Source organism: Acidimicrobiales bacterium, assembly GCA_025455885.1.
Classification (GTDB): Bacteria; Actinomycetota; Acidimicrobiia; order Acidimicrobiales; family Acidimicrobilacustridaceae; genus Rhabdothermincola_A.
The window spans coordinates 88,774-113,745 of record JALOLR010000009.1; the positions used below are offsets into that span (position 1 = coordinate 88,774).

Sequence of the window (24,972 nt, forward strand, 5' to 3'; positions counted from 1 at the left end):
TCGCCTCCAAACCTGCCCGATCGGCCGACGCGCGGGTCGGGCGCGAGGACCAGACGGGTGGTCGGGCTCAGTCGAGCAGCGCCCTGTCGATGAGCAGACCCCGGCCCTCGCACTCCGGGCACCGGCTGGAGAACGACTCGAGCAGACCCTCCCCGATCCGCTTGCGGGTCATCTCCACCAGGCCCAGCTCGGAGATGTCGAACACCTGGGTGCGGGTCTTGTCCCGGGCGAGGGCGTCGCGGAACACGGTGATGACCTCGTCGCGGTTCTTGCGGATCTCCATGTCGATGAAGTCGATGACGATGATCCCGCCGATGTCGCGCAGGCGGAGCTGCTTGGCGATCTCCACCGCGGCTTCGAGGTTGTTGCGGAACACCGTCTCCTCGAGGCTCGACGAGCCCACGTTCTTGCCGGTGTTCACGTCGATGACGGTCAGGGCCTCGGTGTGCTCGATGATGAGCGACCCGCCCGAAGGGAGCCACACCTTCGGGTCGAGGGCCTTGTGGAGCTGCTCGTGGACGTGGTGGCGCTCGAAGATCGACAGCGGTTCGGTGGCGGGGTCGAAGAACTGCACCCGGTCGGCCAGCGCCGGGGAGATGCTGGCGACGTAGTCACGCACCTCGGTGTAGAGCTGCTGGTCGTCGATGACGATGCCCCGGTAGTCGTCGTTGAACTCCTCGCGGATGACCCGGACGGCCATGTCGGGCTCGCGGTACAGCAGCGCCGGGCTCTGCACCTTGGCGGCGAGCTGCTCGATCTGCTCCCACTGCGACAGCAGGCGGGTGACGTCGGCGGAGATCTCCTCGGATGTGACCCCTTCGGCGGCGGTGCGCACGATCACCCCGTGCTGGGGCGGCTTCACCTTGTCGAGGATCGACCGGAGGCGCTTGCGCTCGTCGTCGGCGAGCCGCTTCGAGATGCCGTAGGTCGACGAGTTGGGGATGAGCACCACGAACCGACCGGGGAGGGAGACCTCCTGGGTGAGGCGGGCGCCCTTGTGGGCGATCGGGTTCTTGGTGACCTGGCAGATGATCGTCTGCTTGGGCTTGAGGATCTGCTCGATGCGGGCGTTGCCGCCCTTCTCGATGTCCTCCGCGTCGTACTGGACGTCGCCGCGGTAGAGCACGGCGTTCTTCGGGGTGGCGATGTCGACGAACGCCGCCTCCATGCCGGGGAGGACGTTCTGGACCTTCCCCAGGTAGATGTTGCCGTGGATCTGGGCGACGTCGTCGGCGGGACGCGACACGTAGTGCTCGATGAGGTTGCGCCCCTCGAGCACGGCGATCTGCGTGGCTGTGGGGCGCACGCTGACGGCCATGAGGTAGCGCCCGACAGGGCGGCCCTTGCGCTCCCGACCCCGACGCCGGTCCAGCGTCTCCTCGTCGAGCTCGGGCGCGTCGCCGCCGAGGATGGCCTCGACGGGGGTCGCCGCCGGGCCGCTCGGGCGCCCGCCGCCGCTGCCCTTGCCGCGGCCGCCGCGCCGGCGCCGCGACCCGGATTTCGAGCCCTGGCCGGCAGATCCGTCCTCGGCGGCACCGCCCTTGCGGGCCCGACCGCCGCCTGCACCGCCGGAGCGTCCCGAGCCGCCCTGGCCTCCCGGGCTCCCGGGCTCGACCACGGGAGCGGGACGGCTGTCACCGATCTTGGGCCGCTTCACGAGGGCCCGCTCGGCCACGGCCGGATCCTGGGGCTTGCCCTCGAAGTGGCGATCGGGCAACTCGGGGATCCGGTCGTCGTCGAGATCGCTCCCCGCCCCGTCGGGGGCGTCGTCGTCGGGGCGGCCGGCATCGCCCCCGGGGCCACGGCCGCGGCTGCGGCCGCCCCGGGATCCCCGACGGCGCTTGGGCCGGGGTGGACCCTCGCCGCCGGCGTCCGGACCGGGCCGGCCGGCCGCAGAGGCGCCCGGGTCCACGGCCGCGGCGCCCTCGGAGGGCGCCGGTCGGGGCGCCGGTTCAGGCGACGGCGGCGACGCCGGAGCGGGATCGAGGTTCGACGGGGTGTGGTCGACCGTGGGGTCGGGCATGCGGGTGGTCCCTTCTCATGAGGCGCGCGCCGTGGGTTGCGCCGGCGACGGCGCGCCGAGCGGGGCCAGGGGCTCCCGCGTCGCGCCGTCGGTGGTGATCCATTGGTGGATGCGACAGACCCGACCCTCTTCGAGGGGCGGGTCGAACGCGACCAGCAGCTCTGCCGGTCGCACGGAACGGGGGTGGGTGGCCAGCTCGGCCTCGAGGACGGCACCCGGCTCGGGGGCGTCGTCGGGTGTCGCGCCGAGCACGACCAGTCCGAGGATGCCCGGCCGGAGGTCGTCGGTGACCGGCTTGCCCTTGCGCTCCCGGGTCACCGGGATGGTGGGGCGGGCGAGGAGGGCCTCGACCCTCGCCACGAGGTCGGCCGGATCGGCGCCGGGCACCTCGATGCGCCAGACGCTCGAGGTGACCGCCTCCTGGAGCGACGGCTCGCCGGGATCGACCGCGGCCACCCACTCCACGTCGAGGCCGGGGGGGAGCAGCGGGGTGAGGAGCTCGGGCAGCGCGGCCAGGTCGACGGTGTCGGCCTCGGGCTCGGTGAGGTCGACGTCGAGGTACTCCCCCAGCGATTCGTGGCCCGTCGAGAGCGCCAGGCCGAAGTGCAGCTTCGGTCGGGGCGAGAAGCCCTGGCTGCTGGCCACCGGCAGCTCGGCCCGACGCAGGGCCCGCTCCCAGATCCGGGCGACGTCGCGATGGCTCGTGAAACGGACCTTGCCCTGCTTGCGGTAGCGCACCCGGATCCTCACGGGGCCACCCCCGTCCCCGCGGGACGCCGTCCGAGGGCGACGGGCACCGCCGTGAGGTCCTGCCCGGTGCCCTGGGATCCGCCCGCCGGCGGTGTGGCCGAGGCCACGATGTGCTCGATCGAGTACCCCGTGCACGCCCCGCAGTCGTAGCAGGGGGTCCAGCGGCAGTCGGGCAGGCCGACCTCGGCCAGGGCGTCACGCCAGTCCTGCCAGAGGAAGTCCTTGTGCAGCCCGGCGGAGAGGTGGTCCCAGGGCAGGACCTCGTCCTCGGTGCGGTGACGGTGGGCGTACCAGTCCGGCGAGATGCCCTGCTCGGCCATGACCGACAGCCACAGGTCGAGGTCGAAGCGCTCGTTCCACTCCTGGAACGTGCCGCCTCGGCGCCACACCTCCTCGATGACGGGGCCGAGGCGCCGGTCGCCGCGGCTCATCACCCCTTCGATGAGGGTCGCCTTCGGGTCGTGCCACTTGACCTGCACCCCGTTCGAGCGCCGGGTGTCGTCGCGCAGCAGGTTGATCTTGCGCCGCAGCTCCTCGACGGTGTTCTGGCCGAACCACTGGAACGGGGTGAACGGCTTGGGCACGAACCCGCCCACCGACACGGTGACCGACGGGCTCTTGGTGTGGGCCCTGCCGAGCTCGACGCAGTTGCGGGCCAGCTCGCCGATGCCGAGTGTGTCCTCGTCGGTCTCGGTCGGCAGCCCGGTGAGGAAGTACAGCTTCATCCGGCGCCACCCGTTGGCGTAGGCGGCGTCGACGGCGCTGTAGAGGTCCTCCTCGCGGATGAGCTTGTTGATGACCTGGCGCATCCGCCAGGTACCGGCCTCGGGTGCGAAGGTGAGGCCCGTCCGACGGGCCCGCTGGAGCTGGGTGGCGATGCCGACGCCGAAGGCGTCGACCCGCAGCGACGGCAACGAGACCGACACGGGCGGCCCGTCGTCGGTGGAGGTGACGATGTCGCCGACGAGGGCCTCGATGCCGGAGAAGTCGGCGGTGGACAGCGACGTGAGGGCCACCTCGTCGTAGCCGGTGCGCTTCAGGCCCTCGGTGACCATGGTGCGCACCTGGTCGGCCGGGCGTTCGCGCACCGGGCGGGTGATCATGCCGGCCTGACAGAACCGGCATCCACGGGTGCAGCCCCGGAACACCTCGACGTTGAGGCGATCGTGGACGACCTCGGTGAGCGGGACGAGCTGGTTCCTGGGGTAGGGCCAGTCGGCGAGGTCGGCCACGGTGCGCTTCTCGACGAGCTCGGGCACGTCGGGGTGGCGGGGGGTCACGGACACGAGCCGCTCGGCGTCATAGACGACGTCGTAGAGCGAGGGCACGTACACGCCGGTGACGCCGGCCAGCTCTCGCAGCACACCCTCCCGGGAGCCCTCGGTGCGCCCGGACGCCTTCCACGACGCCAGCACGTCGGTGATCTCACCGACGACCTCCTCGCCGTCGCCGAGCACGACGAAGTCGAGGAAGTCGGCGAGGGGCTCGGGGTTGTAGGTGCAGTGGCCGCCGGCGGCGACGAGCGGGTGCTCGGGACGGCGGTCGGCGACGCGCACCGGCACCCCGGCGAGGTCGACCATGTTCAACAGGTTCGTGTAGGTGAGCTCGGCCGAGAGGTTGAACCCGATGACGTCGAAGTCGGTGGCCGGCCGGTGGGTGTCGAGCGAGAACAGCGGCAGGCGATTGGCGCGCAGGAGCCCGTCGAGGTCGACCCACGGGGCGTAGGTGCGTTCCGCCACCGCATCGGGGTGCTCGTTGAGCAGTTCGTAGAGGATCTGCAGGCCCTGGTTGGGCAGACCGATCTCATAGGTGTCGGGGTAGGCGAGCAGCCACGCGACCTGACGGGGATCGTGGTCGGGCCGCTGCGCACCGTCCTCGAGGCCGATGTAGCGGGCGGGTTTGGCGACCTTGGCCAGCAGGGGTTCCAGCTGGGTCCACAAACCGTTCATTTGCCGAGAGGTTACCGGTTCGCGCTCGATGCCGACGAACCCCCTCCCACCAACCACGGACGGCGGCGGGGTTGTGCGAGCATCACGGTGTGCGCGATGTGCTCGTCGCCCTCTTCTGGGCCTGGTTGGCAGTGTCCCTCCTCGTCTACGGCTACCGCCTGTACCGGCGCATCACGCAGGGTTCCAAGGCCACCCGGGAGGCGCGGGCGGCGGCCACCGAAGGGCGCACGGTGGGCCTCGGCGAGGCTCGGCCGACCGACGCCGTCCCGCCCCTCGCGCCGGGGCTGCCGCGGTCGCTCGCCGGGAAGGTCCCCGAAGGCGACCCGGCGGAACCCCGACCGGCGGGGGCCGACGGGGCCCCCGGGGTCGGCCCGACCGGTCGGGCCGAGCACACCGGTTCGATCGACGCGCCGGAACCGCCACCCCCGAGCGGGGCGGCGCCGATCGGCGCCGGTGGCCTCTCCCCCACCGTGGTGCAGGCGCTGTGGGGCATCGACCTGCCGTGCGACCTGGTCCCCATCGCCGACGGGAACGACGGCGACGTGACCAGCAGCCACCGGGTGGTGTTCACCACCCGGACGGCGACGGTGCGCACCGTCGCGGCGTCGCTCGCCGACGAGCTCGAGCGCCTCGGCTACCGGGTCTCCAACGCGGCCACCGACCCGGCCGGCACCCGCCACCGGCTCATCGCCACCCGCACGAACGCCGCCGTGTCGGTCTCGGTGACCATCGACGCCGCCGGTGCCGTCGCCGCCGAGGTCACCACCTGACGACCGTCAGTCGGCCGGGGCGGGCGGCAGGAGCCGCAGGCCCAGCTCCTCGAGCTGGGCCGGGTCGATCGGCGTCGGCGCCTTGGTCAACGGGTCCGCGCCGGACTGGGTCTTGGGGAAGGCGATGACCTCGCGGATGTTCTCCTCGCCGGCGAGCAGGGCCACGAGACGGTCGATGCCGAACGCGAAGCCGGCATGGGGTGGGGCCCCGAAGCGGAAGGCGTCGAGGAGGAACCCGAAACGCTCCTGCGCGGTGTCGGCGCTGATGCCGAGGAGGGCGAACATGCGCTGCTGGACGTCGCGCTGGTGGATACGGACGCTGCCGGAGCCGAGCTCCCAACCGTTCAGGACGAGGTCGTAGGCCTGGGAGCGGACGGCCAGCAGGTCGTGCGGATCAGCGGCGTCGAGGAGCCCGACGTCGTCCGGGTGGGGCATCGTGAAGGGGTGGTGGGCGGGCACCGGTCGCCCGTCGTCGCCGATCTCCTCGAACAGCGGGAAGTCGACGACCCAGAGGAACCGGAGGCCCCCCTCGGTGACCGGCGGGCGGCCGAGCTCGAGACGCAGGAGCCCCAGCACGTGGCGCACCGCGGGGCGCTCGTCGGCCACGAGCAGCAACAGGTCGCCGGTGACGGCGCCGGTGGCGTCGACGAGGCCGCGCAGCTCGTCCTCGGAGAGGAACTTGGCGACCGGCGACTCGAGCTCCCCGCTGTCGCGGACGCGCATCCACACGAGGCCCTTGGCCCCCCAGCGCTTGGCCCGGTCGGTCAGGTCATCGAGCCGCGAGCGCGTGAAGGACGCGCCGTCGGGGACCCGGAGGCCCTTCACGCAGGGGGCCTTGAAGGCGTTGAACCCTGTCTCGGCGAAGAGCCCGGTCAGCTCGACGAGCTCCATGCCGAAGCGGGTGTCGGGCTTGTCGGAACCGAAGCGCTCCTGGGCGTCGTGCCAGGTGAGGGTCGGGATGTCACCCACCGGCGAACCGCTGACCGCCTCCACTGCGGCGCTGACCGCCACGGAGATGAACTCGAGCACCTCGTCCTGGGTCACGAAGCTGGCCTCGGCGTCGAGCTGCATGAACTCGAACTGCCGATCGGCGCGCAGGTCCTCGTCGCGTAGGCAACGGGCGATCTGGTAGTAGCGGTCGACACCGCCGACCATGCAGAGCTGCTTGAAGAGCTGGGGGCTCTGGGGCAGGGCGTAGAACTCGCCCGGCGACTGGCGACTCGGCACGACGAAGTCACGCGCCCCCTCGGGGGTGGAGGCGATCAGCATCGGTGTCTCGACCTCGACGAAGCCCTGGTCGTCCATGGCGCGGCGCAGGGCGCCGTTGACCTTGGCGCGGACGCGCAGGTTGCGCTGCATCCGCTCGGTGCGCAGGTCGACGTAGCGGTGGGCGAGGCGGACCATCTCGTCGACCTCGACCCGGTCGTCGAGCTGGAACGGCGGCGGCTCGGCGACGTTGAGGACCTCGACCGTGCACTCCCCCACCTCGACGGCACCGGTGTCGAGCGCCGGGTTGTCGGTGCCCTCGGGTCGGGCCCGGACCACGCCCACGACGCGCACGACGTACTCGGACCGGAGCTCGGCGGCACCGTCGACGACGCACTGGACGACCCCGGTGTGGTCGCGCAGGTCGAGGAAGGCGAGGTGCTCGCCGTGCTCGCGGCGTCGGGCCACCCACCCGCACAGCGCCACCCGTCGCCCGACGTCCTCGGCGCGAAGGGTGCCGCAGCGATCGGTGCGCATGGGGAGTGGGGTGTCGGTGCTCACGGCGGGTCCTTCGGGAGGGGCGGTCAGGGTCGGGCGGACGGGCAGGCAGACACGCGGGTCAGGTCGCCAGTCGGGCCCGCACGTGGTCGACCACGTCGGCCCGGGGCACCGGCTCCTGGGTGCGTTCGCCGGCCATCTCGCGGACGGTGACGGTACCGGCGGCGAGCTCGTCGGGTCCCACGATGGCCACGAACGCCGCGCCGGCGCGGTCGGCGGCCTTCATCTGGGACTTCATCGACCGTCCGTCGAAGGCGCGGTCGGCGGCCACGCCGTGGCGGCGCAGCTCGACGCACAGGTCACGGGCGGTGTCCCCGCCGGCGGTGTCGACCACGAACACGGCCACCTCGCCCGGCGTGGCGGCGAACACCCCCTCGGCGTCGCAGGTGGCCAGGACCCGTTCGATCCCGCTGCCGAACCCGATGCCGGGGGTGTCGGGGCCGCCGAGCGACTCGGCGAGGCCGTCGTAGCGGCCGCCCCCGCCGATGGTCGACTGCGCGGCGTCGAGGGCCCCGCTCGTGAACTCGAAGGTGGTGTGGGTGTAGTAGTCGAGGCCCCGCACGAGGCGCGGCTCGATGCGGAACTCCACCCCGGCCGACCGCAGCCCCGCCTGGACCCGCCCGAAGCGGGCGAGGGCGTCGTCGCCGAGACGGTCGGTGATGCGGGGGGCGTCAACGGTGGCGGCGATGGTGGTGGGCCGCTTGGAGTCGAGCACCCGCAGCGGGTGGGCCTCCACCTTCTCGGCGTCGGTGGGATCGAGGTCGCCGATGATGCCGACGAGGTGGCTGCGGACGTCGTCGACGTAGCGGCGCCGGTCCTCGGCGGTGCCCATGGAGTTGAGCACCAGCTCGACCCGGCGCAGGCCGAGCGACCGGTAGAAGTCGTGGAGCAGGACGATGACCTCGACGTCGAGGTCCGGGTCGGCGCTGCCCAGGGCCTCGATGCCGAGCTGGTGGTGCTGGCGGAACCGGCCCGCCTGGGGCCGCTCGTAGCGGAAGCTGGGCGCGGCGTACCAGACCTTCCATGGCGTCGCCGGGCGGTGCTGGACGAAGGCCCGCACCACCGACGCCGTGCCCTCCGGGCGCAGGGCGAGGTGGCGGTCGCCCTTGTCGAGGAAGTCGTACATCTCCTTGCGCACCACGTCGGTGCCCTCACCGACGCGGGCGAAGACGGCGAACTCCTCGAACATCGGGCTCTGGAGCAGCCCGTAGCCGGCCCGACCCACGTGGTCGGCGAAGGTCGCCACCAGCTGCTGCCAGCGGCCCGACTCGGGAGGGAGGACGTCACGCGTGCCGGTGGGCGCCTGGAAGGGCTCGACACGGCGGGCGGACGGTTCGGACACGGCGGCCGAGGCTACCGGTCGCCCCCATCGCCGACGAACGCGCTTCCCGGGCGGGGGCGCGGCGAACGCCCGGTGAAGCCGGGGTGAAGAAGCCCGGACTCGCTCGTCTCGGGGATGGAGCCGTGCCAGAGTCGACCCATGGGGTGGCCGAGGTGAGTCTGCGGTCCCGTGGCGTCCTCGTGGCAGCCCTCGCGGCGGTCGTGGTGGTCGCCGCCGCGCTCGCCCCACGGGCCGACGCCCTCCCCTCGGTGGTGCCGCCCGGGTCGCCGACCCTGTTCCAGGCGCCCGCCCCCACCACGGCCGGCTGCGTGGTCGATCTCGACGACATGATCGGCTGGTGGAAGGGCGAGGACGACCTCCTGGGCCTGGTCGGACCGACCCTCACGGGCTCGGTCGGGTTCACCGACGGCGAGGTGGGGCGGGCGATGGACTTCGACCCGTCGCGGGTCGCCGCCACCGACGCGCTGCCCACCGTGTCGAGCGCGGTCAGCGTCGAGGCCTGGGTGAAGCCCGTCGCCACCGGTCAGACCCAGGCGCTCGTCAGCCGGTGGACGTGGGTCGGCGGCGAGGGCGACGACTCCTACGCCCTGTTCCTGGGCCCCAACTCCGACCTCTTCTGGACCACCGACGACGTCTCGACGCGTTCCCCGGAGTCGATCTCGGTGCGGGTGCCCGAGATCTACGACGGCGGGTTCCACCACGTCGCCGCCACGTGGTCGGCCACCGAGATGGCGGTGTACCTCGACGGGCAGCTCGTCGCCTCCCAACGCTCCCAGGGCGGCGTGCTCAACCCCGGGACCACCACCCCGTTCCGGCTGGGCGGCTCCTCCGGGCCGGGCAGCGCCTTCCCCTACACCGGGGTGCTCGACGAGCCGACCGTCTACGACCGGGCGCTCACCGGTGCCGAGATCGCCGCGATCCACGAGAACGGCCCCGAGGGGAAGTGCCCGCCGGGTGACCCCAGCGGCACCCAGGTCGCGCTCGTGGCCGACGACGGGGCCGACGGCGACCTCTTCGGCTACTCGGTGGCGGTGAACGGGACGACCATGGTGATCGGGGCGCCGGTGGCCGACGTCGCGGTCGGGCCGGCGAGCGTCGTGGCCGCAGGTGCCGCCTACGTGTTCACCCGGACCGGCACCACCTGGACCCAACAGGCCAAGCTGGTGGCCGCCGACGCGAGGGCGGGGGCCAACCTGGGCTGGTCGGTGGCCCTCGCCGGCGACACGATCGTGCTCGGGGCACCGAACGACCGTCCCCCGAACGGCGCGTTCCGCGGCGGATCGGCCTACGTGTTCACCCGGACCGGCACCACCTGGGCCCAACAGGCCAAGCTGACCGCACCCGATGCGGCGATCGACGACAACTTCGGCCACGCCGTCTCGGTGGCCGCCGACACCGCCCTCGTCGGGTCGTACCGCGACGACACGACGGCGGTCGACACCGGTTCGGCCTACGTCTTCACTCGCAGCGGCACGCTCTGGAACCAGGAGGCGAAGCTCGTTCCCGCCGACGCGGCGGCGAGCGACACCGCCGGCTTCTCGGTGGCGCTGGCCGGTGACCTCGCGCTCGTCGGGGCGGTGCAGGCCGACGCGCCCGGCGCCGACAGCGGCGCGGCCTACGCCTGGGCCCGCACCGGGACGACGTGGGTCGAGGAGGCCAAGCTCGTCGCCACCGACGGCGTCGCCGGTGACGCCTTCGGGTTCTCGGTCGGGCTGAACGGCACGTCGGCCATCGTCGGGGCACCGAACGTCGACGGCACGGGTGCGAACTCGGGCGCGGCGTACGTGTTCACCCGCAGTGGGACCTCGTGGAGCCAGCAGACGAAGCTCACCGCCGGGGACGGCACCGGTGGCGCGGTGTTCGGTCGCTCGGTGGCCGTCAACCTGAACCGGGCCGTCGTCGGGGCGCCCCTCGACGACGAGATGGGCGTCGACGCCGGGGCGGCGTACCTCTTCACACGTTCGGGGACCACCTGGTCCCAGCTGGCCAAGCTGACCGCCGCCACACCCTCGGCGGCGGCCGTCTTCGGCTTCGACGTGACCCTCAACAGCGTGACGGCGGCGGCGACCGCCCCGAACGACGACCAGCTGTCCCCCGACGCCGGAGCGACCTACGTCTTCACGCTCTTCTGATCGAGGACGAGCCGTCGGCATCGGGCCGAGGCCGACGGCTCCGCGCCCCACGACCACGGCACCCCTGCGGCGACCGGGCGGGTGGGCCGGCGCCACGTTCGCGATCGGCACGCTGGTGTCGCTCGCCGGGATCGTCCTCGGGGTCGGCCTGGCGGCCGGACCTGCGGCGCCCGGTACCTTCCCGGGCGCCAACGGCAGGATCGCGTTCAGCTCACAGCGTGACGGTGACACCGAGATCTACGTGATGGAACCCGACGGCACCGACCAGATCCGACTTCCCGGCTCGGAGGCCGTGGAGCTGAACCCCTCCTGGTCGCCCGACGGCACCCGAATCGCCTTCGAGAGCAACCGGAGCTCGGACCTCGACGTGTACGTGATGGACGCCGACGGCACCGACCAGGTGCGCCTGACCGATGCCCCCGGTCCGGACTACGGCGCGACCTGGTCACCCGACGGCACGAGGATCGCGTTCACGAGCCAACGGGACGGCGACGAGGAGATCTACGTGATGGACGCCGACGGGACGAACCAGACCCGCCTCACCGAGCGGCCCGGCAACGACGCCTTCCCGGCCTGGTCCCCCGACGGCTCGCGCATCGCGTTCACCCGGGACTTCGACATCTGGGCGATGCGGCCCGACGGTACCGATCTCGTCCAGCTCACCGAGGACCCCGAAGCCGACAAGAACCCGAACTGGTCGCCCGACAGCTCACGGATCGCCTTCTACTCCCAGCGCGACGGCCGGTTCAACATCTACGTGATGGACGCCGACGGGACGGACGAGACCCGTCTCACCCCCGGCCTGGGGCTCGACCTCTTCCCGGCGTTCTCGCCCGACGGTTCGCAGATCGTGTTCACCGTCATCGAGGGTTCCCGGCCCGACATCGACAACGAGATCTGGGTGATGGCCGCCGACGGGACGAACCGCAGGCGACTCACCGACGCCCCCGGCTTCGACCAGACCAACCAGGGTTCCTGGCAGGCCCTGCCCGACGGGCCCACGACGACCACGTCGACGACCACGTCGACGACCACGTCGACGACCCCACCGCCGACCGAGGCGCCGACCGAGGCGACCGACGTGCCACCCCCCGCATCGACGGCTCCGAGGGCGGGGGCCGCACCGTCGCCTGCGAGGCTGACGCCCACCTTCACCGGGTGACGACCCGCACCGCCGACCCGGTCACCGTGGGCGCCCCGCCACACCACCTGGGGGGACCGGACCCGGCCTACCGGCCGGGCAGCACCCGATAGGCGTCGTAGATCCCGTCGATCTGCTTGATGGCCGAGATCACCGAGTCGAGGTGGGACGGGTCGCCGAGCTCGACATCGAAGCGCATCTTCGAGATGCGGTCGGACCCGGTGAGGGTGTTGCACGACACGATGTTGACGTGGGCGTCGGCCAGGGCCGCCGAGGTGTCGCGCAGCAGACGGGAGCGGTCGAGAGCCTTCACCTCGATCGAGGCGACGAACACCGCCGAGATGGACGTGTCCCAGTCGACGTCGATCAGCCGGTCGCTCTGGCCGACCGACAGCGACACCCCGTTGGCGCAGTCGGCACGGTGCACCGACACGCCGCGACCTCGGGTCACGAAACCCATGATCTCGTCGCCGGGCACCGGCGTGCAGCACCGCGAGAGGCGGACCATCACGTCGTCCAGGCCCTCGACGTGCACCCCCGAGTGGGTGGCCCCGGCCCGGCGCTGGCGACCGGGCTCGCGCACGGTGACCGGCAGCTGCTCCTCACGGGTCGGGTCGACGTCCTGGAGCTCGCGCCGGACCCGCTCGGCCACCGACTCAGCCGACACGTGGTGCTCGCCGATGGCGGCCAGCATGGCCTGGCGATCCGGGTACTTGAGCGACTCGGCGACCTCGTCGAGCACGCCGGAGGCCTGGATCTTCTGGACGGGCAGCCCTTCGCGTCGCAGGGCCTTGGTGAGGTCGTCGGTGCCGCTCTCGATGGCGTCCTCGCGACGCTCCTTCGAGTACCACGACCGGATCTTGTTGCCGGCCCGGTGCGTGGCGACGAACTTGAGCCAGTCACGGCTCGGCCCGGCACCGGGGACCTTCGAGTTGAAGATCTCGACCGAGTCGCCCGAGGTGAGCTCGGAGTCCAGCGGGACCAGCCGGCCGTTCACCCGGGCGCCGATGCAGCTGTGGCCGACCTCGGTGTGGATGGCGTACGCGAAGTCGACCGGCGTCGCCCCCATCGGCAGGGTGATCACCTTGCCCTTCGGCGTGAAGATGAAGACCTCGTCCTGTTCGAGGTCGGTCTTCAGGTTGGCCATGAACTCGCCCGGGTCGGAGGTCTCCGACTGCCAGTCGACGATGCGGTTGAGCCACGCCAGGTCGGCCGAGGACTCGTGGCCGTCCTTGTAGTTCCAGTGGGCGGCCACGCCGAACTCCGCCCGCTTGTGCATCTCCAGGGTGCGGATCTGGACCTCGAGGGGCTTGCCCTGGGGCCCCACGACCGTCGTGTGCAACGACTGGTAGAGGTTGAACTTGGGCATGGCCACGTAGTCCTTGAAGCGGCCCTGCACCGGCTTCCACGTGGCGTGGATCGACCCCAGCGCGGCGTAGCAGTCCTTCACGGACTCGACCACGACCCGGATCCCGACGAGGTCGAAGATGTCGTCGAAGTCGCGGCCCTTGACGACCATCTTCTCGTAGATGCTCCAGTAGTGCTTGGGGCGCCCGGTGACCTCGGCGTGGATGCGCAGCTCGCGCATGCGCTGCTGGACGTCCTCGAGGACCTGCATCAGGTAGATGTCGCGCTCGGGACTGCGGCTGGCGACCATGTGGTCGATCTCGGCGTAGCGCTTGGGGTGCAGCGCCGCGAACGCGAGGTCCTCGAGCTGTTGCTTCAGCTCCTGCATGCCGAGGCGATGGGCCAGAGGGGCGTAGATGTCGAGGGTCTCCTGGGCCGTGCGCTCCTGCTTCCAGGCCGGCATCGCGGCGATGGTGCGCATGTTGTGGAGGCGGTCGGCCAGCTTGATGATCAGGACCCGCAGGTCCTTGGCCATGGCCACGAGCATCTTGCGGACGGTGGCGGCCTGCTGGGCCTCCTTCGAGTCGAACTTGATGCGGTCGAGCTTGGTGACACCGTCGACGATGCGGGCCACCTCGGGGCCGAAGGTCTGCTCCAGGTCGGCGATGGTGGTGCCGGTGTCCTCGACGGCGTCGTGGAGCAGGGCGGCGGCCATCGTGACGTCGTCGAGACCGAGCTCCGCGCAGATCTTCGCCACCGCCACCGGGTGCGTGATGTAGGGCTCACCGCTCTTGCGGCTCTGGCCGACGTGGGCGGCCGCCGCCACCTCGTAGGCCTGGGTGATGAGCCCGGTCGGTGCCTTCGGGTGCACGGCGCGATAGGCCGCGACGAGCGGGGCGACCTCCTCCGACGGGGGGGCGGTGTGGCGCCGCCACGGCAGCACGCGGTCGACGGTGGCCACCGCTCAGTCCCCCGGCACGAGGGGGGCGAGCGGGAACGACGCCAGCACCTCGACGTGGTGACCGGCGAGAGCGGTGCGCCCGCCGAGCTCCGGCAGCTCGAGTACGAACCCGAGGGCCGACACCACGCCGCCGAGGCTCTCGACGAGACGGATGGTGGCCGCCGCGGTGCCGCCGGTGGCCAGCACGTCGTCGACGATGACCACGTGCTCGCCCGGATGCACGGCGTCCTTGTGGATCTCGAGGAGGTCGACGCCGTACTCGAGCACGTACTCCTCGCGCTCGATCTCCCACGGCAACTTGCCCGCCTTGCGCACCGGCACGAACCCGGCACCGAGGCGATAGGCCACGGGGGCGCCGAACACGAAGCCGCGGGCCTCGACACCCACCACCCGGTCGATGCGGCGCCCGGGGATCGTGACGGCCTCGACGAGCGCGTCGACCACCGACGTGAACCCGTCGGCGTCCTGGAGGAGCGGGGTGATGTCGCGGAACGTGACGCCCGGGCGCGGCCAGTCCGGGATCTCCCGGACCAGCTCGCGCACGACGGTCTCGACGCGCTTCACCGTCGCCCGCCCACCACGACCGTCGGCCACGCGAACCGTGCACCCATGGCCCCACGGTACAGGGTGACCTCCCGCCCCCGGCTCCTGCGACGGGCCGGGGAGAAGCCGGTCAGCGCTTCTTCGACTTCTTGCGGGGTCGGGGCGGGATGGCCCCGCTCGGTGCCGCCCCGGCGGGCACCGACGGCGTCCCGTCGTCGGACCCGGGACCCGAGGCCGAGGGCCTCTCCGCAGCAGCCGCCGCCTTGCTCGACGGGGTGGCCCGCAGGCCCCGGGAGAGCGCCGCCATGGCCTCGGCGTCGGTGGCCGACACCCCTCCACCGCTGGCCTCCAGACGCTCGCGGACGCTGCGGTTCTTGGGCTCCTTCTCCTTCAGCCAGACGAGGATCGGCGCAGCCACGTAGATCGAGGAGTAGGCACCGGCGGTGAGGCCGACGAGGAGCGCGAGGGAGAACTCCTGCAGGGTCACCGCGCCGAGCATCCACGCCCCCACCACGAGCAGCGAGATCACCGGGAGGAGCGCCACGACGGTGGTGTTGATCGACCGCAGGAGGACCTGGTTCATCGAGCGGTTCACCATCTGGGTGTAGGTCATCCGCCCGGTGAGCCCGACGAACCGCTCGTTCTCCTTGATCTTGTCGTCGACCACGATCGTGTCGTAGATCGAGTAGCCGAGGATGGTGAGGAAGGCGATCACCGTCGCCGGCGTGACCTCCCACTGGAAGATGGAGTACACGCCGACGCTGATGATCACGTCGTGGGCCACGGCGACGATCGCCGCGACGGCCATGCGCCACTCGAGGCGGATGGTCAGGTAGAGCAGGATCGCCGCGAAGAACAGCACCAGGGCCCGCACCGACGCCTCGGTGATGTCGCTGCCCCACGACGCCCCCACGGTCGACACGCTCACCTCGGTGGTCGGCACACCGGCCACCTCGCTGATGGTGACCGTCACCTGACGCGTGACGTCCTCGTCCTCGTTGGGCCCCTGCACCCGCAGGACGTCACCTCCGACGATCTGGATCTTGGCGCCCGCCAGCCCGACGTCGGTCAGGGCCGAACGGGCCTCCTCGACCGACACGCCCGGGGCGGGGACCTCCCAGGACACCCCACCCTCGAAGTCGATGCCCAGGTTCAGCCCCCTGACGAAGAGCGACGTCACGCTGAGCACCACGAGCACCGCCGACACGACGAGGGCGCGACGCCACCAGGTCACGAAGTCGAAGGTGCTCTCGCCGCGGTACAGCCTGGTCAGGCCGTTCATCGGTCGGCTCCGGAGGTGGCCGGGACCCTCGGGGTCGCGGAGTTGTAGGCCACCTGCTCGGCGGGGAGGCCGAGCAGGCGCGGTCGGGCCAGCAGCCACTTCGAGCGGGTGGCCAGCTTCACGGTGGGACGCATGCACGCCCACGAGGCGATGAGGTCGAGGATGCCGGCCAGGGCCAGGTAGAAGGCGAAGCCCCGCACCGGGCCGACGGTGAGCCACCAGAGGAGCCCGGCGCCGATGAGCGAGGCGACGTCGGCCTTCACGATGGTCGAGAAGGCCGACACGAACGACTTGTCGCTGGCGCTGCGGATGCTCCGGCCGTTCTGCACGTCCTCCTTGAGGTGCTCGTAGTAGACGACGTTCGAGTCGAGGGACACACCGATCGACACGATGATGCCGGTCACGCCGGCGAGCGTGAGGGCGAGCCCGTTGTTCGAACCGAGGTAGCTGATGATCGTCCAGAGCAGGGCCGCCTCGATGGCCAGCTTGACGAGCGACAGCACCCCCAGGAACCGGTAGAAGGCGATCATGTAGGCGGCGGCGAGGACCACGCCGACGGCGCCGGCCACCAGACCGGCGCGCAGCGCGTCCTGGCCGAGGGTCGCCGACACCACCTGGGCCTGTTGCTGTTCGAGCTCGACCGGCAGGGCGCCGTAGCGCAGTGCGGTCGACAGGTCGTTGGCCTCGCGCTCGGTGAAGGTGCCCGAGATCTGGATCTGGTCGGCCTGGAACGACCCCGTCTGGATGACGGGCGCGGAGATGACCCGGCCGTCGAGGACGATGCCCAGCTGACCCGTCGGGCAGGTGGGCGACTGGGCGAAGCACTGGGCGGCTGCGCTGTTGAACAGGTCGATGCCGTCGGCCCCGCCCTTGAAGACCGGGTTGACCGTCCAGCGGCCGCCCTGATCCAGCCCCGCCGACGCCGACGAGAGGGCGCTGCCGGTGAGCGAGACGGGGCCGAGCTGGTAGGAGGCCACCAGCTGACCGTCGCGGCACTCCGGCAGCACCACCGGCTGGTCGGCGGGGATTTCGCTCGACGGGATGCCGGTCGAGCACACGTCGGGCGGCAGGCCGGTGGTCGCCGGTGCCGCCGGCGGGGCGACGGTGACCCCGGGGGTCGACTGCGCGTCGACCGGGGCCGGCGCCTCGGTGACCGGCACCTCCGTGGCCGGCGCCTCGGCCTGGGCCGACTCGACGGCCCCGGCGCTCTCCCCCAGCCCGAGACCCCCGGCGGGCGGCGAGCCGAGGCCCTGCTCGGTCGTGGCGGGCACGGACTCGGTGACCGACGGGACGGTGGCGGTGGGATCGGTCGGGGTGGGCTCGGTCGGCGCCGTGGGATCGCCGGTGCCGGGCGTGGTCGTCGGATCGGTGGGGAGCGCCTCGACCCCGGCGGGCACGACGGCCAGCACCGGGCGGAACTGGAGCTCGGCGGTCTGGCCGACCAGCTCCAGCGCCCGGTCGCGGTCCTTCACGCCCGGGATCTGGATGAGGATGTTCTGGCCCTGCCGCGTGATCTCCGGCTCGGCCACGCCGAGGGCGTCGACGCGCTGGCGGATGATCGAGATGGCTTGTTCGAGGGTGTCGTCGCTGACCTCCTCGACCGGCTTCAGCACCACCGACACCCCGCCCTGGAGGTCGAGGCCGAGCAGCGGCTGGTTGCCCACCGCGAACGTGTAGGCCAGGCCGCCCACGGCCAGCAGGACGATGATGATGAGCGACCAGAAGCCCCGGAACCGTCGCACGTCAGGCTCTCTCGGCGGGCCCGGCGTCGCCCGGGGAGCTCTCCGCCTCGGCCCCGCCCCGGTCCCCCGGTTCGAGCTCGCCGACCTCGTCGGACCGGTCGTCGGAACCATCTCCGATCGCGTCGTCGTTCTCGTCGAGCTCGTCGAGCTCGCCGTCCCCGGTCGCGTCGTCGAACGCTGGGGGGACCTTGCTGGCCACGGCGCGTCGGGCGACGCGCAGCTCGATGCCCGGGGCGACCTCGAGGTGCACGACGTCACCCTCGATGGCGGTGATCGTGCCGTAGATGCCCGATCCGCTCATCACCTCGTCGCCCTCCTCGAGGGTGGCCAGCAGGGCGTTGTGGCGCTTCAGCTCCCGCTGCTTGGGGAGGATCAGCACGACCCAGGCCAGCACGAACAGCAGGACGAGGAGGATCGTGGACATGGTCGTCAGTTCACCGGGGAGGAAGGGTCCGGTGGGCTCACCGAACCGGCTGAGCGTAGCCCCATCGGCGGGTCACCCCAGATCGCCTCGACGTCGCGACGCAGGGTGGCGAGGGTGCCCTCGGCGACCGCCGCCCGGACCCGGGCCATCAGCGCCAGGAGCCAGTGCACGTTGTGCACCGTCGCCAAGCGGGACACCGTCGGTTCGTTCACCATGAGCAGGTGGCGCAGGTACCCCTTCGACCACCGTCGGCAGGTCGGGCAGGCGCACCCCGGCTCGAGCGGATCGGGATCGCGGGCCCAACGGGCGTTGCGCAGGTTGAGCCGACCGGTGGAGGTGAGGATCGTGCCGTGACGGGCCAGGCGGGTGGGCAGGACGCAGTCGAACATGTCGACCCCGAGCGCCACCGCCTCCACGAGCGAGAGCGGGTCGCCGACCCCCATCAGGTAGCGCGGCTGGTCGTCGGGTAGGACCGCGGTGGCAGCCGCCAGGGCGGGAAGCATCTCCTCGCGGGTCTCGCCGACCGACAGGCCCCCGATGCCGTACCCGTCGAAGCCGACCGCCATGGTCCGCTCGGCGCTCTCGACGCGCAGCCCCGGGTCGACACCCCCCTGGACGATGCCGAACTGGGCCTGCGTGGAGCCCCCGAGACGTGCGGGTCGGTGGGCCGCCTCGGCCCGCTGCGCCCACCGGGCACTGCGGTCGACGGCGGCGCGCACCACCGACGGCGGCGACGGCAGCGGAGGGCACACGTCGAGCACCATCTGGATGTCGGCCCCCAGCTGGTGTTGGAGCGCCACGCAGCTCTCCGGGGTGAGGTGGTGCCGGCTGCCGTCGTAGGTGGAGCTGAACGTGGCGCCGTCGTCGGTCACCTTCGGCTCGAGCGAGAAGACCTGGAACCCGCCGGAGTCGGTGAGCACGTGACCGTCCCAGCCCGAGAAGCGGTGCAGTCCCCCCAGGTCGGCCACGACATCGGCGCCGGGGCGCAGCATGAGGTGGTAGGTGTTGGCGAGGACGACCTCGACGCCCAGGTCCTCGAGGTCCTCGGCGGTCAGCGCCCGCACCACCGCCCGGGTGCCGACAGGCATGAAGCAGGGGGTGCGGAAGTGCCCCCGGGCGGTGTGCACGACCCCGGTGCGGGCCGCACCGTCGGTCGCCTCGACGTCGATGCGCACCACCCGCCCGCCCGGGTCGGGCACGAACGGCACAGAGATCCGCGGTGAGCTCACGCCGACCGCCACCTCCTCGAACCGGGCCGACGAGACACCCGAGCCGGACTGGACGGAGCGGCGGCGCTGGTCGTCATGAAGCCCGCAATCTAGGCGGGGTCGACGAGGACGAACGCTCTCCGCCCCCACCTCGATCGAGCCCGGCGACGGCCGGAAACAGCGTCAGGCCGGTCCGAGACCCAGGGGGTTGGGGATCTCGATGACGCTCCCCGCCACCGCTGCGCCGTCGTCGTCGGACGTCATCACGACGAGGCAGCCGTCGGTCGCCTTGAAGGGGGCGACCCGGATGAACGAGAAGTCCCAGGTCGTCGTCCCTCCCACCACACGGGCGGTGAAGGACCCGGAGATCGACCCGCCGGGGCCCACGAGCTCGGCCCCCTGGGACCACCCGGTGGGACCGCCCGCGTCGGAGCCCGATCCCTGGCTGCGGACGTAGACCGGATCGGAGGACGTGTTGGTCACCGTGACGTCGGCCGTCGAGAACGTCTCGTCCCGGAAGGTCGCCGACTCGACGGGACCGGTCGTCACTGACAGAGCGTCTCCCACCAGGCACTCAGCACGAGCCTGGTCGACTGCGTCTCCCGACGGGACCGGCGCGTCGACGTTCTCCGATGCCTCGTCGACCGTTCCGGCACTCTCAGAGGGTGCGTCGTCGCTGCGTTGGAGCTGGAAGATCACACCGATGATCACGAAGAAGGCGACGAGCAGCGCGACCGCCACAGCCAGGACCGCAGGACTCAGGGCGCAACCCCACCGGGGTGGCTGGACCGGTGGCTTCGCCTCACCGCCGAGATCGGTGAGCTCCGTCACCGTGCCCCGGATCTGCTCTTCGAGCCGCTGGGCTTCCTCGCTCAGTGGTTCCTTCGCTCCTCCACTCATGCCCCGAGCGTCGGCCATCCGGTTCGATCCCACCAGGGCCGAACGTCGTTCTCGCCGCAATGGTCGAACTCTTGCGGGGCCACATCCCGTCAGGGGCGCTTCGTCAACCCGACCCCTCGGAGCGCGAGAGCAACATGGCATCACCGAAAGAGAGGAAGCGATAGTCGTAGGCGAGTGCCTCGACGTAGAGATCCCGCCATCGGGGGCCGACGAAGGCGTCGATCATCACCAGCAGCGACGACCGAGGCAGGTGGAAGTTGGTGAGGAGTCGATCGACCACCGCCCAGGGGTACGGCCGCCGGATGTAGAGGTCGGTGCGTCCCTCGAGCTCGCCGGTCGCTGCTGCGCTCTCGAGTGCCCGCACCGCAGTCGTGCCCACGGCCACAACCCGGCCGCCGGCCCGTCGGGCCGCCGCGCACGCCTCGAGCGTGGCCACGGGAACCCGGTAGGACTCGGAGTGCATCACGTGGTCGGCGACGTCGTCAACGGCGATCGGCCGGAACGTGCCGAGCCCCACGACCAGCTCGACGTCGGCGCGGGTGACGCCGGCGGACGCCAGGCGATCGAGCAGCTCAGGCGTGAGGTGCAGACCGGCCGTCGGCGCCGCAGCGGAGGCCGGGCGCTCGGCGTACACCGTCTGGTACCGCTCCGGCTCCGCGAGCGGCGTGGTGATGTAGGGAGGGAGCGGCATCCGACCGTGGCGATCGAGAGCGCGCAGCACCTCACCGTCGGCAGCGAGGGTGACGAGTCGCCGACCCTCCCCCAGGTCGTCCCCCACGGTGACGACGAGATCGGCCTGGGCGCCGACGGTCTGGCCGGGAGCGGGCGGTGGGGTGAGCACCGTTCCCGGCGGCAACCGCCGGCCGGGGCGGACCAAGGCCTCCCAAGTGTCGTGATCGATGCGATCGAGCAGGAGCACCTCGGCCGCGCCGCCGGTGGACTTCACCAGGGAGAGCCGCGCCGGCAGCACCCGGGTGGTGTTGACGACGAGGACGTCACCGGGGTCGAGCAGGTCGGCGAGGTCCCGAACGTGTCGATGCTCGGGTTCGGAGCCGGGGCCACGGTCGACCAGGAGCCGAGCGTCGTCGCGCCGCGCCAGCGGCTCCTGCGCGATCGCCTCGACCGGCAGCTCGTAGTCGAACCCACGAATGTCCACGGGCCCGGAGGCTACGACCACCGCCACGGTCGCCCGCGACTTCGGCAACTGTGAGTGAAAGCGTCCGGACATGCGGACGATTTCACTCACAGTTCGGTGTCATTCGCGTCGCTGACCGGGGTCGATGTCGCAGGCGAGTGGTTCACTCCGCAAATGCGCGAGTCGACGGCGCAAGGCGAGGTGGCACTCTTCGATGTGGCACGGCACCAGCACGGCGTGGTCACGTTCGACCAAGCCCGTGGCGCCGGGCTCTCCCGGCAACAGGTACACCGCCTCGTCGGTCTCGGCCGGTGGCGGTACGGACCAGGCCGAGTGCTGATCCTGCCCGGTGCCCCTCCCGGCCCCTGGCAGGAGACGGCGACCGCTCTGCTGGGCAGCGGTCGGGGGGCATGGCTCTCCCACGACTCGGCGGCGGCGCATTGGGGCATCCCTGGATGCAGCCTGCTCCCGACTCACGTGCTCGTCGACTACCACCACGCCCGTTCGGAGCAGGTGAACGCCCGAATCCACCGATCCCGACGTCGTCTCGCCCATCACGCAGTGCTCGTGGACGGGCTGATGGTCACCACCCCGTCGCGCACCGTCTTCGATCTCTCGGGAACCCTGTCCCCGACCTGGCGGGTCGAGCGACTGCTCGACCATGCGTGGTCCAGCCGCCTCGTCACCTACCAGTCGATGCGTCGTGTCATCGAGGAGATGAGCGGCCGGGGCCAACGCAATGTGGCCGAATTGCGGCAACTCGTCGAGAACCGGGGCCCGGACTACCTCGCTGGCGACAGCGCGCTCGAACGCCGATTCCACCGAATCCTCGCCGAGGACGGTCAGGAACCGATGGAACGGCAGGTCGACATGGTCGACAAGGAGGGCTGGTGGGGAAGAGTCGACGCGGTCGACCGGGTGGCGTTCGTGCTGGTGGAGATCGACGGCCAACGGTGGCACTCGGCTCTCACCGATCGCCTCGTCGACGTCGAGCGCCGGCGTCGTGCCGAAGCAATGGGCTTCCTCGTCCTCCGGATCGCCGAAGATGACGTCTGGTACCGACCCTCACAGGTCGCAGCGACAGTGCGGGAAGCCCGCCGGAAAGGTCGACGCCGCGTTGCGGCGTCGACCGCAGCCTGAACGCAACCGACGCCGAGCACATGCCACTCCGCCCCCATCGCTGATCACCTCCCCTCCCCTTGGAACTGTGAGTGAAAGCGTCCGCATACCCGGACGCTTTCACTCACAGTTCGTGTATTGGGGTGCCCAGACACCGGTGGGGCCGGAGAGCTGCGGGCAACCGTCGGGAGGGTCAGTCGTCGAACAGGGAGGGGCCGTCGTCGGCGGCGGCCAGGGGGGCGCCGGCGGGAGGGACCATGCCGACGTGGGCCCACGCCGCCGGGGTGGCCACCCGCCCGCGGGGAGTGCGCATCAGCAGCCCCTGCTGGATGAGGAACGGCTCGTAGACGTCCTCGACGGTCTCCTCGGCCTCACCGACGCTGATGGCCAGCGTGCCGAGCCCGACCGGCCCACCGCCGAACTTGCCGCACAGGTTGCCCAGCACCGCCCGGTCGACCTTGTCGAGGCCGAGCTCGTCGACCCCGAACAGCGAGAGGCCCGCCCGGGCCACCTCACGATCGACCGTGCCGGTGCCCCGCACCTCGGCGAAGTCCCGCACCCGGCGCAGGAGGCGGTTGGCGATGCGGGGCGTCCCCCGCGAGCGGCGGGCGATCTCGACCGCCCCGGCGTCGTCGACGGCCAACCCGAGGATGCCGGCGGCCCGCGTCACGATCGACTCGAGCTCGTCGGCGTCGTAGTAGTCGAGCCGGGCGACGAGACCGAACCGGTCGCGCAGCGGCCCCGTGATGAGCCCGGTGCGGGTGGTGGCCCCGACCAGGGTGAAGCGGGGCAGGTCGAGACGGATGGACCGCGCCGCCGGGCCCTTGCCGAGCACGATGTCGAGCTGGAAGTCCTCCATGCCCGGGTACAGCACCTCCTCGACGGTCCGGCTGAGGCGGTGGATCTCGTCGATGAAGAGCACGTCGCCCTCGCCCAGGCGGGTGAGGATGGCGGCGAGGTCGCCGGCGCGATCGAGCGCCGGCCCGGACGTGACGTGGAGCGCGACGCCCTGCTCGGCGGCCACGATGCCCGCCAGCGTGGTCTTGCCCAGGCCCGGCGGGCCGGCGAAGAGCAGGTGGTCGACCGCCTGGCCACGCCGCCGGGCCGCCTCCAGGATGATGTGGAGGTGCTCCTTGAGCTCACGCTGGCCGACGAACTCGGCGAGCGTGCGGGGCCGCAGCCCTCCCTCCTCGCCGATGAGGTCGCCGGCGCCGCCGACCGCGTCGAGGTCGGGTTCGTGGGCCAGGTCGTCGGGGCCGGGTTCCGGGCGGAGCAGCTCGTCGCGCATCAGGCCACCGCCAGGCGTTGCAGGGCGACCCGCAGCAACGCCGAGGGGTCGTCGTCGTCGGGCAGGTCGCGCAGGACGGTGGTGACCTCGTCGGGTCCGTAGCCGAGGTTGGTGAGGGCGTCACGGACGTCGGCCTGGGGCGAGCCGGCGATCCCCTCTGCCGACCCCGCCGACCCGGCGGCGGCGGCCGCTTCGAGCCCCGGCACGTCGAGCCTCGACTTCAGCTCCACGAGCAACCGGGCCGCGGTCTTCTTGCCCACGCCGGGCACCAGGCAGAGCGCGTCGAGGTCGTCGCTGACCAGCACCCGGCGAAGGGCGACCGGCGGGTGGACGGAGAGGATGGCCAGGGCCAGGGTCGGCCCGACGCCGTGGGCGCCGAGCAGCGCCTCGAAGGCCAAGCGGTCCTCGGCGGCGAGGAACCCGTAGAGGGTCTCGGCGTCCTCACGGCGGTGGTGGTGGACGTGGAGGAACACCTCCCGGCCGGGCTCCCCGAGCGCGACGGCCGTCGCCGGGGCCACCGTGACCCGGTAGCCCACGCCGGCCACCTCGACGAGCACCTCGCCGGCCGGCAACCGGTCGAGCAGCGTGCCCCGCAGCGAGCCGATCACCGGGCCACCCGGGCCCGGGAGTCAGCGGCCGCGGCGGCCCGCCGGAGGGGTTCCATCGCCAGGTGGCACAGGGCCAGCGCGGCGGCGTCGGCGGCGTCGGGGGGTTCGGGCAGCACGGCCAGGCCGAGCAGCGCCTGCACCATCTGTTGCACCTCCTGCTTGCCGGCGCCGCCCCAGCCGGCGACGGCGGACTTGACCTCGTTCGGGGAGTACTGGACCACGTCGGCCCCGGCGGCGACCGCCTCGGCCATGGCGACCCCGCTGGCCTGACCGACCGACATGGCGGTGCGCACGTTCACCTGGAACAGCACCCGCTCGACCGCCATGACCGACGGACGGTGCTCGGCGATGAGCGCCCGCAGCTCCTGCTGGAGCTCGGCCAGGCGGAGGTGGACCGGTTCGGACGGGGCGGTGGTGATCACCCCCAGGGCGAGCGCTCGGGCCCCCGCCCGGCGTCCGGGCGCGGCCGGACGGGCCTCGAGCACGCAGTACCCGCATCGGGACAGGCCGGGGTCGACACCGAGCACGAACACCCGTACGACGA

The 24,972-nt window shown here is 72.0% G+C and carries 19 protein-coding genes and 1 pseudogene; 4 read left to right on the forward strand and 16 right to left on the reverse strand.

Translation table 11 applies throughout. From position 1 onward, the window contains the following. Window positions 1–67: 67 nt before the first annotated feature. From MUE36_09610 to MUE36_09620, 3 genes are read right to left on the reverse strand one after another with little or no spacing between them, the layout of a single operon-like run. Window positions 68–2,023 (reverse strand): Rne/Rng family ribonuclease, encoded by a 1,956-nt coding sequence (locus MUE36_09610; protein ID MCU0311188.1) that lies wholly within the window; start codon window positions 2,021–2,023, stop codon window positions 68–70. A 15-nt stretch (window positions 2,024–2,038) separates the two neighbouring features. After that, window positions 2,039–2,773 carry a TIGR03936 family radical SAM-associated protein gene (locus MUE36_09615; GenBank protein MCU0311189.1) on the reverse strand — a complete coding sequence of 245 codons (735 nt, stop codon included), beginning with the start codon at window positions 2,771–2,773 and terminating at the stop codon, window positions 2,039–2,041. After that, complete coding sequence (locus MUE36_09620; protein MCU0311190.1) at window positions 2,770–4,722, reverse strand: TIGR03960 family B12-binding radical SAM protein; 1,953 nt, start codon at window positions 4,720–4,722, stop codon at window positions 2,770–2,772. The genes MUE36_09615 and MUE36_09620 overlap by 4 nt, the downstream gene beginning before the upstream one ends. A gap of 89 nt (window positions 4,723–4,811) precedes the next feature. On the opposite strand from MUE36_09620, the gene MUE36_09625 reads away from it, so the two are divergent. Then, the gene (locus tag MUE36_09625; GenBank protein MCU0311191.1) at window positions 4,812–5,492 is read left to right on the forward strand and encodes a hypothetical protein; all 681 of its coding nucleotides are present in this window, start codon (window positions 4,812–4,814) and stop codon (window positions 5,490–5,492) included. 6 nt (window positions 5,493–5,498) lie between these two features. Here the strand turns inward: MUE36_09625 and aspS are convergent, their stop codons facing one another. Further along, on the reverse strand, window positions 5,499–7,259 hold the full coding sequence (aspS, locus tag MUE36_09630; GenBank protein ID MCU0311192.1) for an aspartate--tRNA ligase: 1,761 nt from the start codon (window positions 7,257–7,259) through the stop codon (window positions 5,499–5,501). 58 nt (window positions 7,260–7,317) lie between these two features. Then, a complete protein-coding gene (gene hisS, locus MUE36_09635; GenBank protein MCU0311193.1) occupies window positions 7,318–8,598 on the reverse strand; it encodes a histidine--tRNA ligase in 1,281 nt (426 codons plus the stop codon). Between the two features lie 122 nt (window positions 8,599–8,720). On the opposite strand from hisS, the gene MUE36_09640 reads away from it, so the two are divergent. Together MUE36_09640 and MUE36_09645 are read left to right on the forward strand one after the other, a co-directional pair. Continuing rightward, a complete protein-coding gene (locus MUE36_09640) occupies window positions 8,721–10,730 on the forward strand; it encodes a hypothetical protein (GenBank protein MCU0311194.1) in 2,010 nt (669 codons plus the stop codon). A 115-nt stretch (window positions 10,731–10,845) separates the two neighbouring features. Further along, window positions 10,846–11,892 carry a DPP IV N-terminal domain-containing protein gene (locus MUE36_09645; GenBank protein MCU0311195.1) on the forward strand — a complete coding sequence of 349 codons (1,047 nt, stop codon included), beginning with the start codon at window positions 10,846–10,848 and terminating at the stop codon, window positions 11,890–11,892. A 67-nt stretch (window positions 11,893–11,959) separates the two neighbouring features. Here MUE36_09645 and MUE36_09650 read toward each other — a convergent pair. The 8 genes and pseudogenes from MUE36_09650 to queA all read right to left on the reverse strand — a co-directional run bounded on the left by MUE36_09650 (window position 11,960) and on the right by queA (window position 21,434). Continuing rightward, window positions 11,960–14,053: pseudogene (locus MUE36_09650) on the reverse strand (bifunctional (p)ppGpp synthetase/guanosine-3',5'-bis(diphosphate) 3'-pyrophosphohydrolase). A gap of 129 nt (window positions 14,054–14,182) precedes the next feature. Continuing rightward, window positions 14,183–14,743, reverse strand: coding sequence for an adenine phosphoribosyltransferase (locus MUE36_09655; protein MCU0311196.1), 561 nt, complete (start codon window positions 14,741–14,743; stop codon window positions 14,183–14,185). A 109-nt stretch (window positions 14,744–14,852) separates the two neighbouring features. After that, window positions 14,853–16,004 carry a protein translocase subunit SecF gene (secF, locus tag MUE36_09660; protein ID MCU0311197.1) on the reverse strand — a complete coding sequence of 384 codons (1,152 nt, stop codon included), beginning with the start codon at window positions 16,002–16,004 and terminating at the stop codon, window positions 14,853–14,855. Then, on the reverse strand, window positions 16,001–17,746 hold the full coding sequence (gene secD / locus MUE36_09665; protein MCU0311198.1) for a protein translocase subunit SecD: 1,746 nt from the start codon (window positions 17,744–17,746) through the stop codon (window positions 16,001–16,003). The genes secF and secD overlap by 4 nt, the downstream gene beginning before the upstream one ends. 1 nt (window position 17,747) lies before the next feature. Beyond that, window positions 17,748–18,170, reverse strand: coding sequence for a preprotein translocase subunit YajC (gene yajC / locus MUE36_09670; GenBank protein ID MCU0311199.1), 423 nt, complete (start codon window positions 18,168–18,170; stop codon window positions 17,748–17,750). A gap of 5 nt (window positions 18,171–18,175) precedes the next feature. Further along, complete coding sequence (gene tgt / locus MUE36_09675; protein ID MCU0311200.1) at window positions 18,176–19,399, reverse strand: tRNA guanosine(34) transglycosylase Tgt; 1,224 nt, start codon at window positions 19,397–19,399, stop codon at window positions 18,176–18,178. Between the two features lie 162 nt (window positions 19,400–19,561). Beyond that, window positions 19,562–20,278, reverse strand: a complete 717-nt coding sequence (locus MUE36_09680) for a hypothetical protein (GenBank protein MCU0311201.1) — start codon at window positions 20,276–20,278, stop codon at window positions 19,562–19,564. Between the two features lie 103 nt (window positions 20,279–20,381). Next, window positions 20,382–21,434: a tRNA preQ1(34) S-adenosylmethionine ribosyltransferase-isomerase QueA gene (gene queA / locus MUE36_09685; GenBank protein ID MCU0311202.1), complete on the reverse strand. Its 1,053-nt coding sequence runs from the start codon at window positions 21,432–21,434 to the stop codon at window positions 20,382–20,384. 180 nt (window positions 21,435–21,614) lie between these two features. On the opposite strand from queA, the gene MUE36_09690 reads away from it, so the two are divergent. Then, window positions 21,615–22,553 (forward strand): hypothetical protein, encoded by a 939-nt coding sequence (locus MUE36_09690; GenBank protein MCU0311203.1) that lies wholly within the window; start codon window positions 21,615–21,617, stop codon window positions 22,551–22,553. Between the two features lie 172 nt (window positions 22,554–22,725). Here the strand turns inward: MUE36_09690 and ruvB are convergent, their stop codons facing one another. Genes ruvB through MUE36_09705 form a run of 3 tightly spaced genes read right to left on the reverse strand, consistent with a single transcriptional unit; the run spans window position 22,726 to window position 24,961 of the window. Continuing rightward, complete coding sequence (ruvB, locus tag MUE36_09695; GenBank protein ID MCU0311204.1) at window positions 22,726–23,820, reverse strand: Holliday junction branch migration DNA helicase RuvB; 1,095 nt, start codon at window positions 23,818–23,820, stop codon at window positions 22,726–22,728. Beyond that, entirely contained in the window at window positions 23,820–24,428 is a 609-nt protein-coding gene (gene ruvA, locus MUE36_09700; GenBank protein ID MCU0311205.1) for a Holliday junction branch migration protein RuvA, read from the reverse strand. The genes ruvB and ruvA overlap by 1 nt, the downstream gene beginning before the upstream one ends. Beyond that, complete coding sequence (locus tag MUE36_09705; protein ID MCU0311206.1) at window positions 24,425–24,961, reverse strand: crossover junction endodeoxyribonuclease RuvC; 537 nt, start codon at window positions 24,959–24,961, stop codon at window positions 24,425–24,427. The genes ruvA and MUE36_09705 overlap by 4 nt, the downstream gene beginning before the upstream one ends. Window positions 24,962–24,972 lie beyond the last annotated feature (11 nt).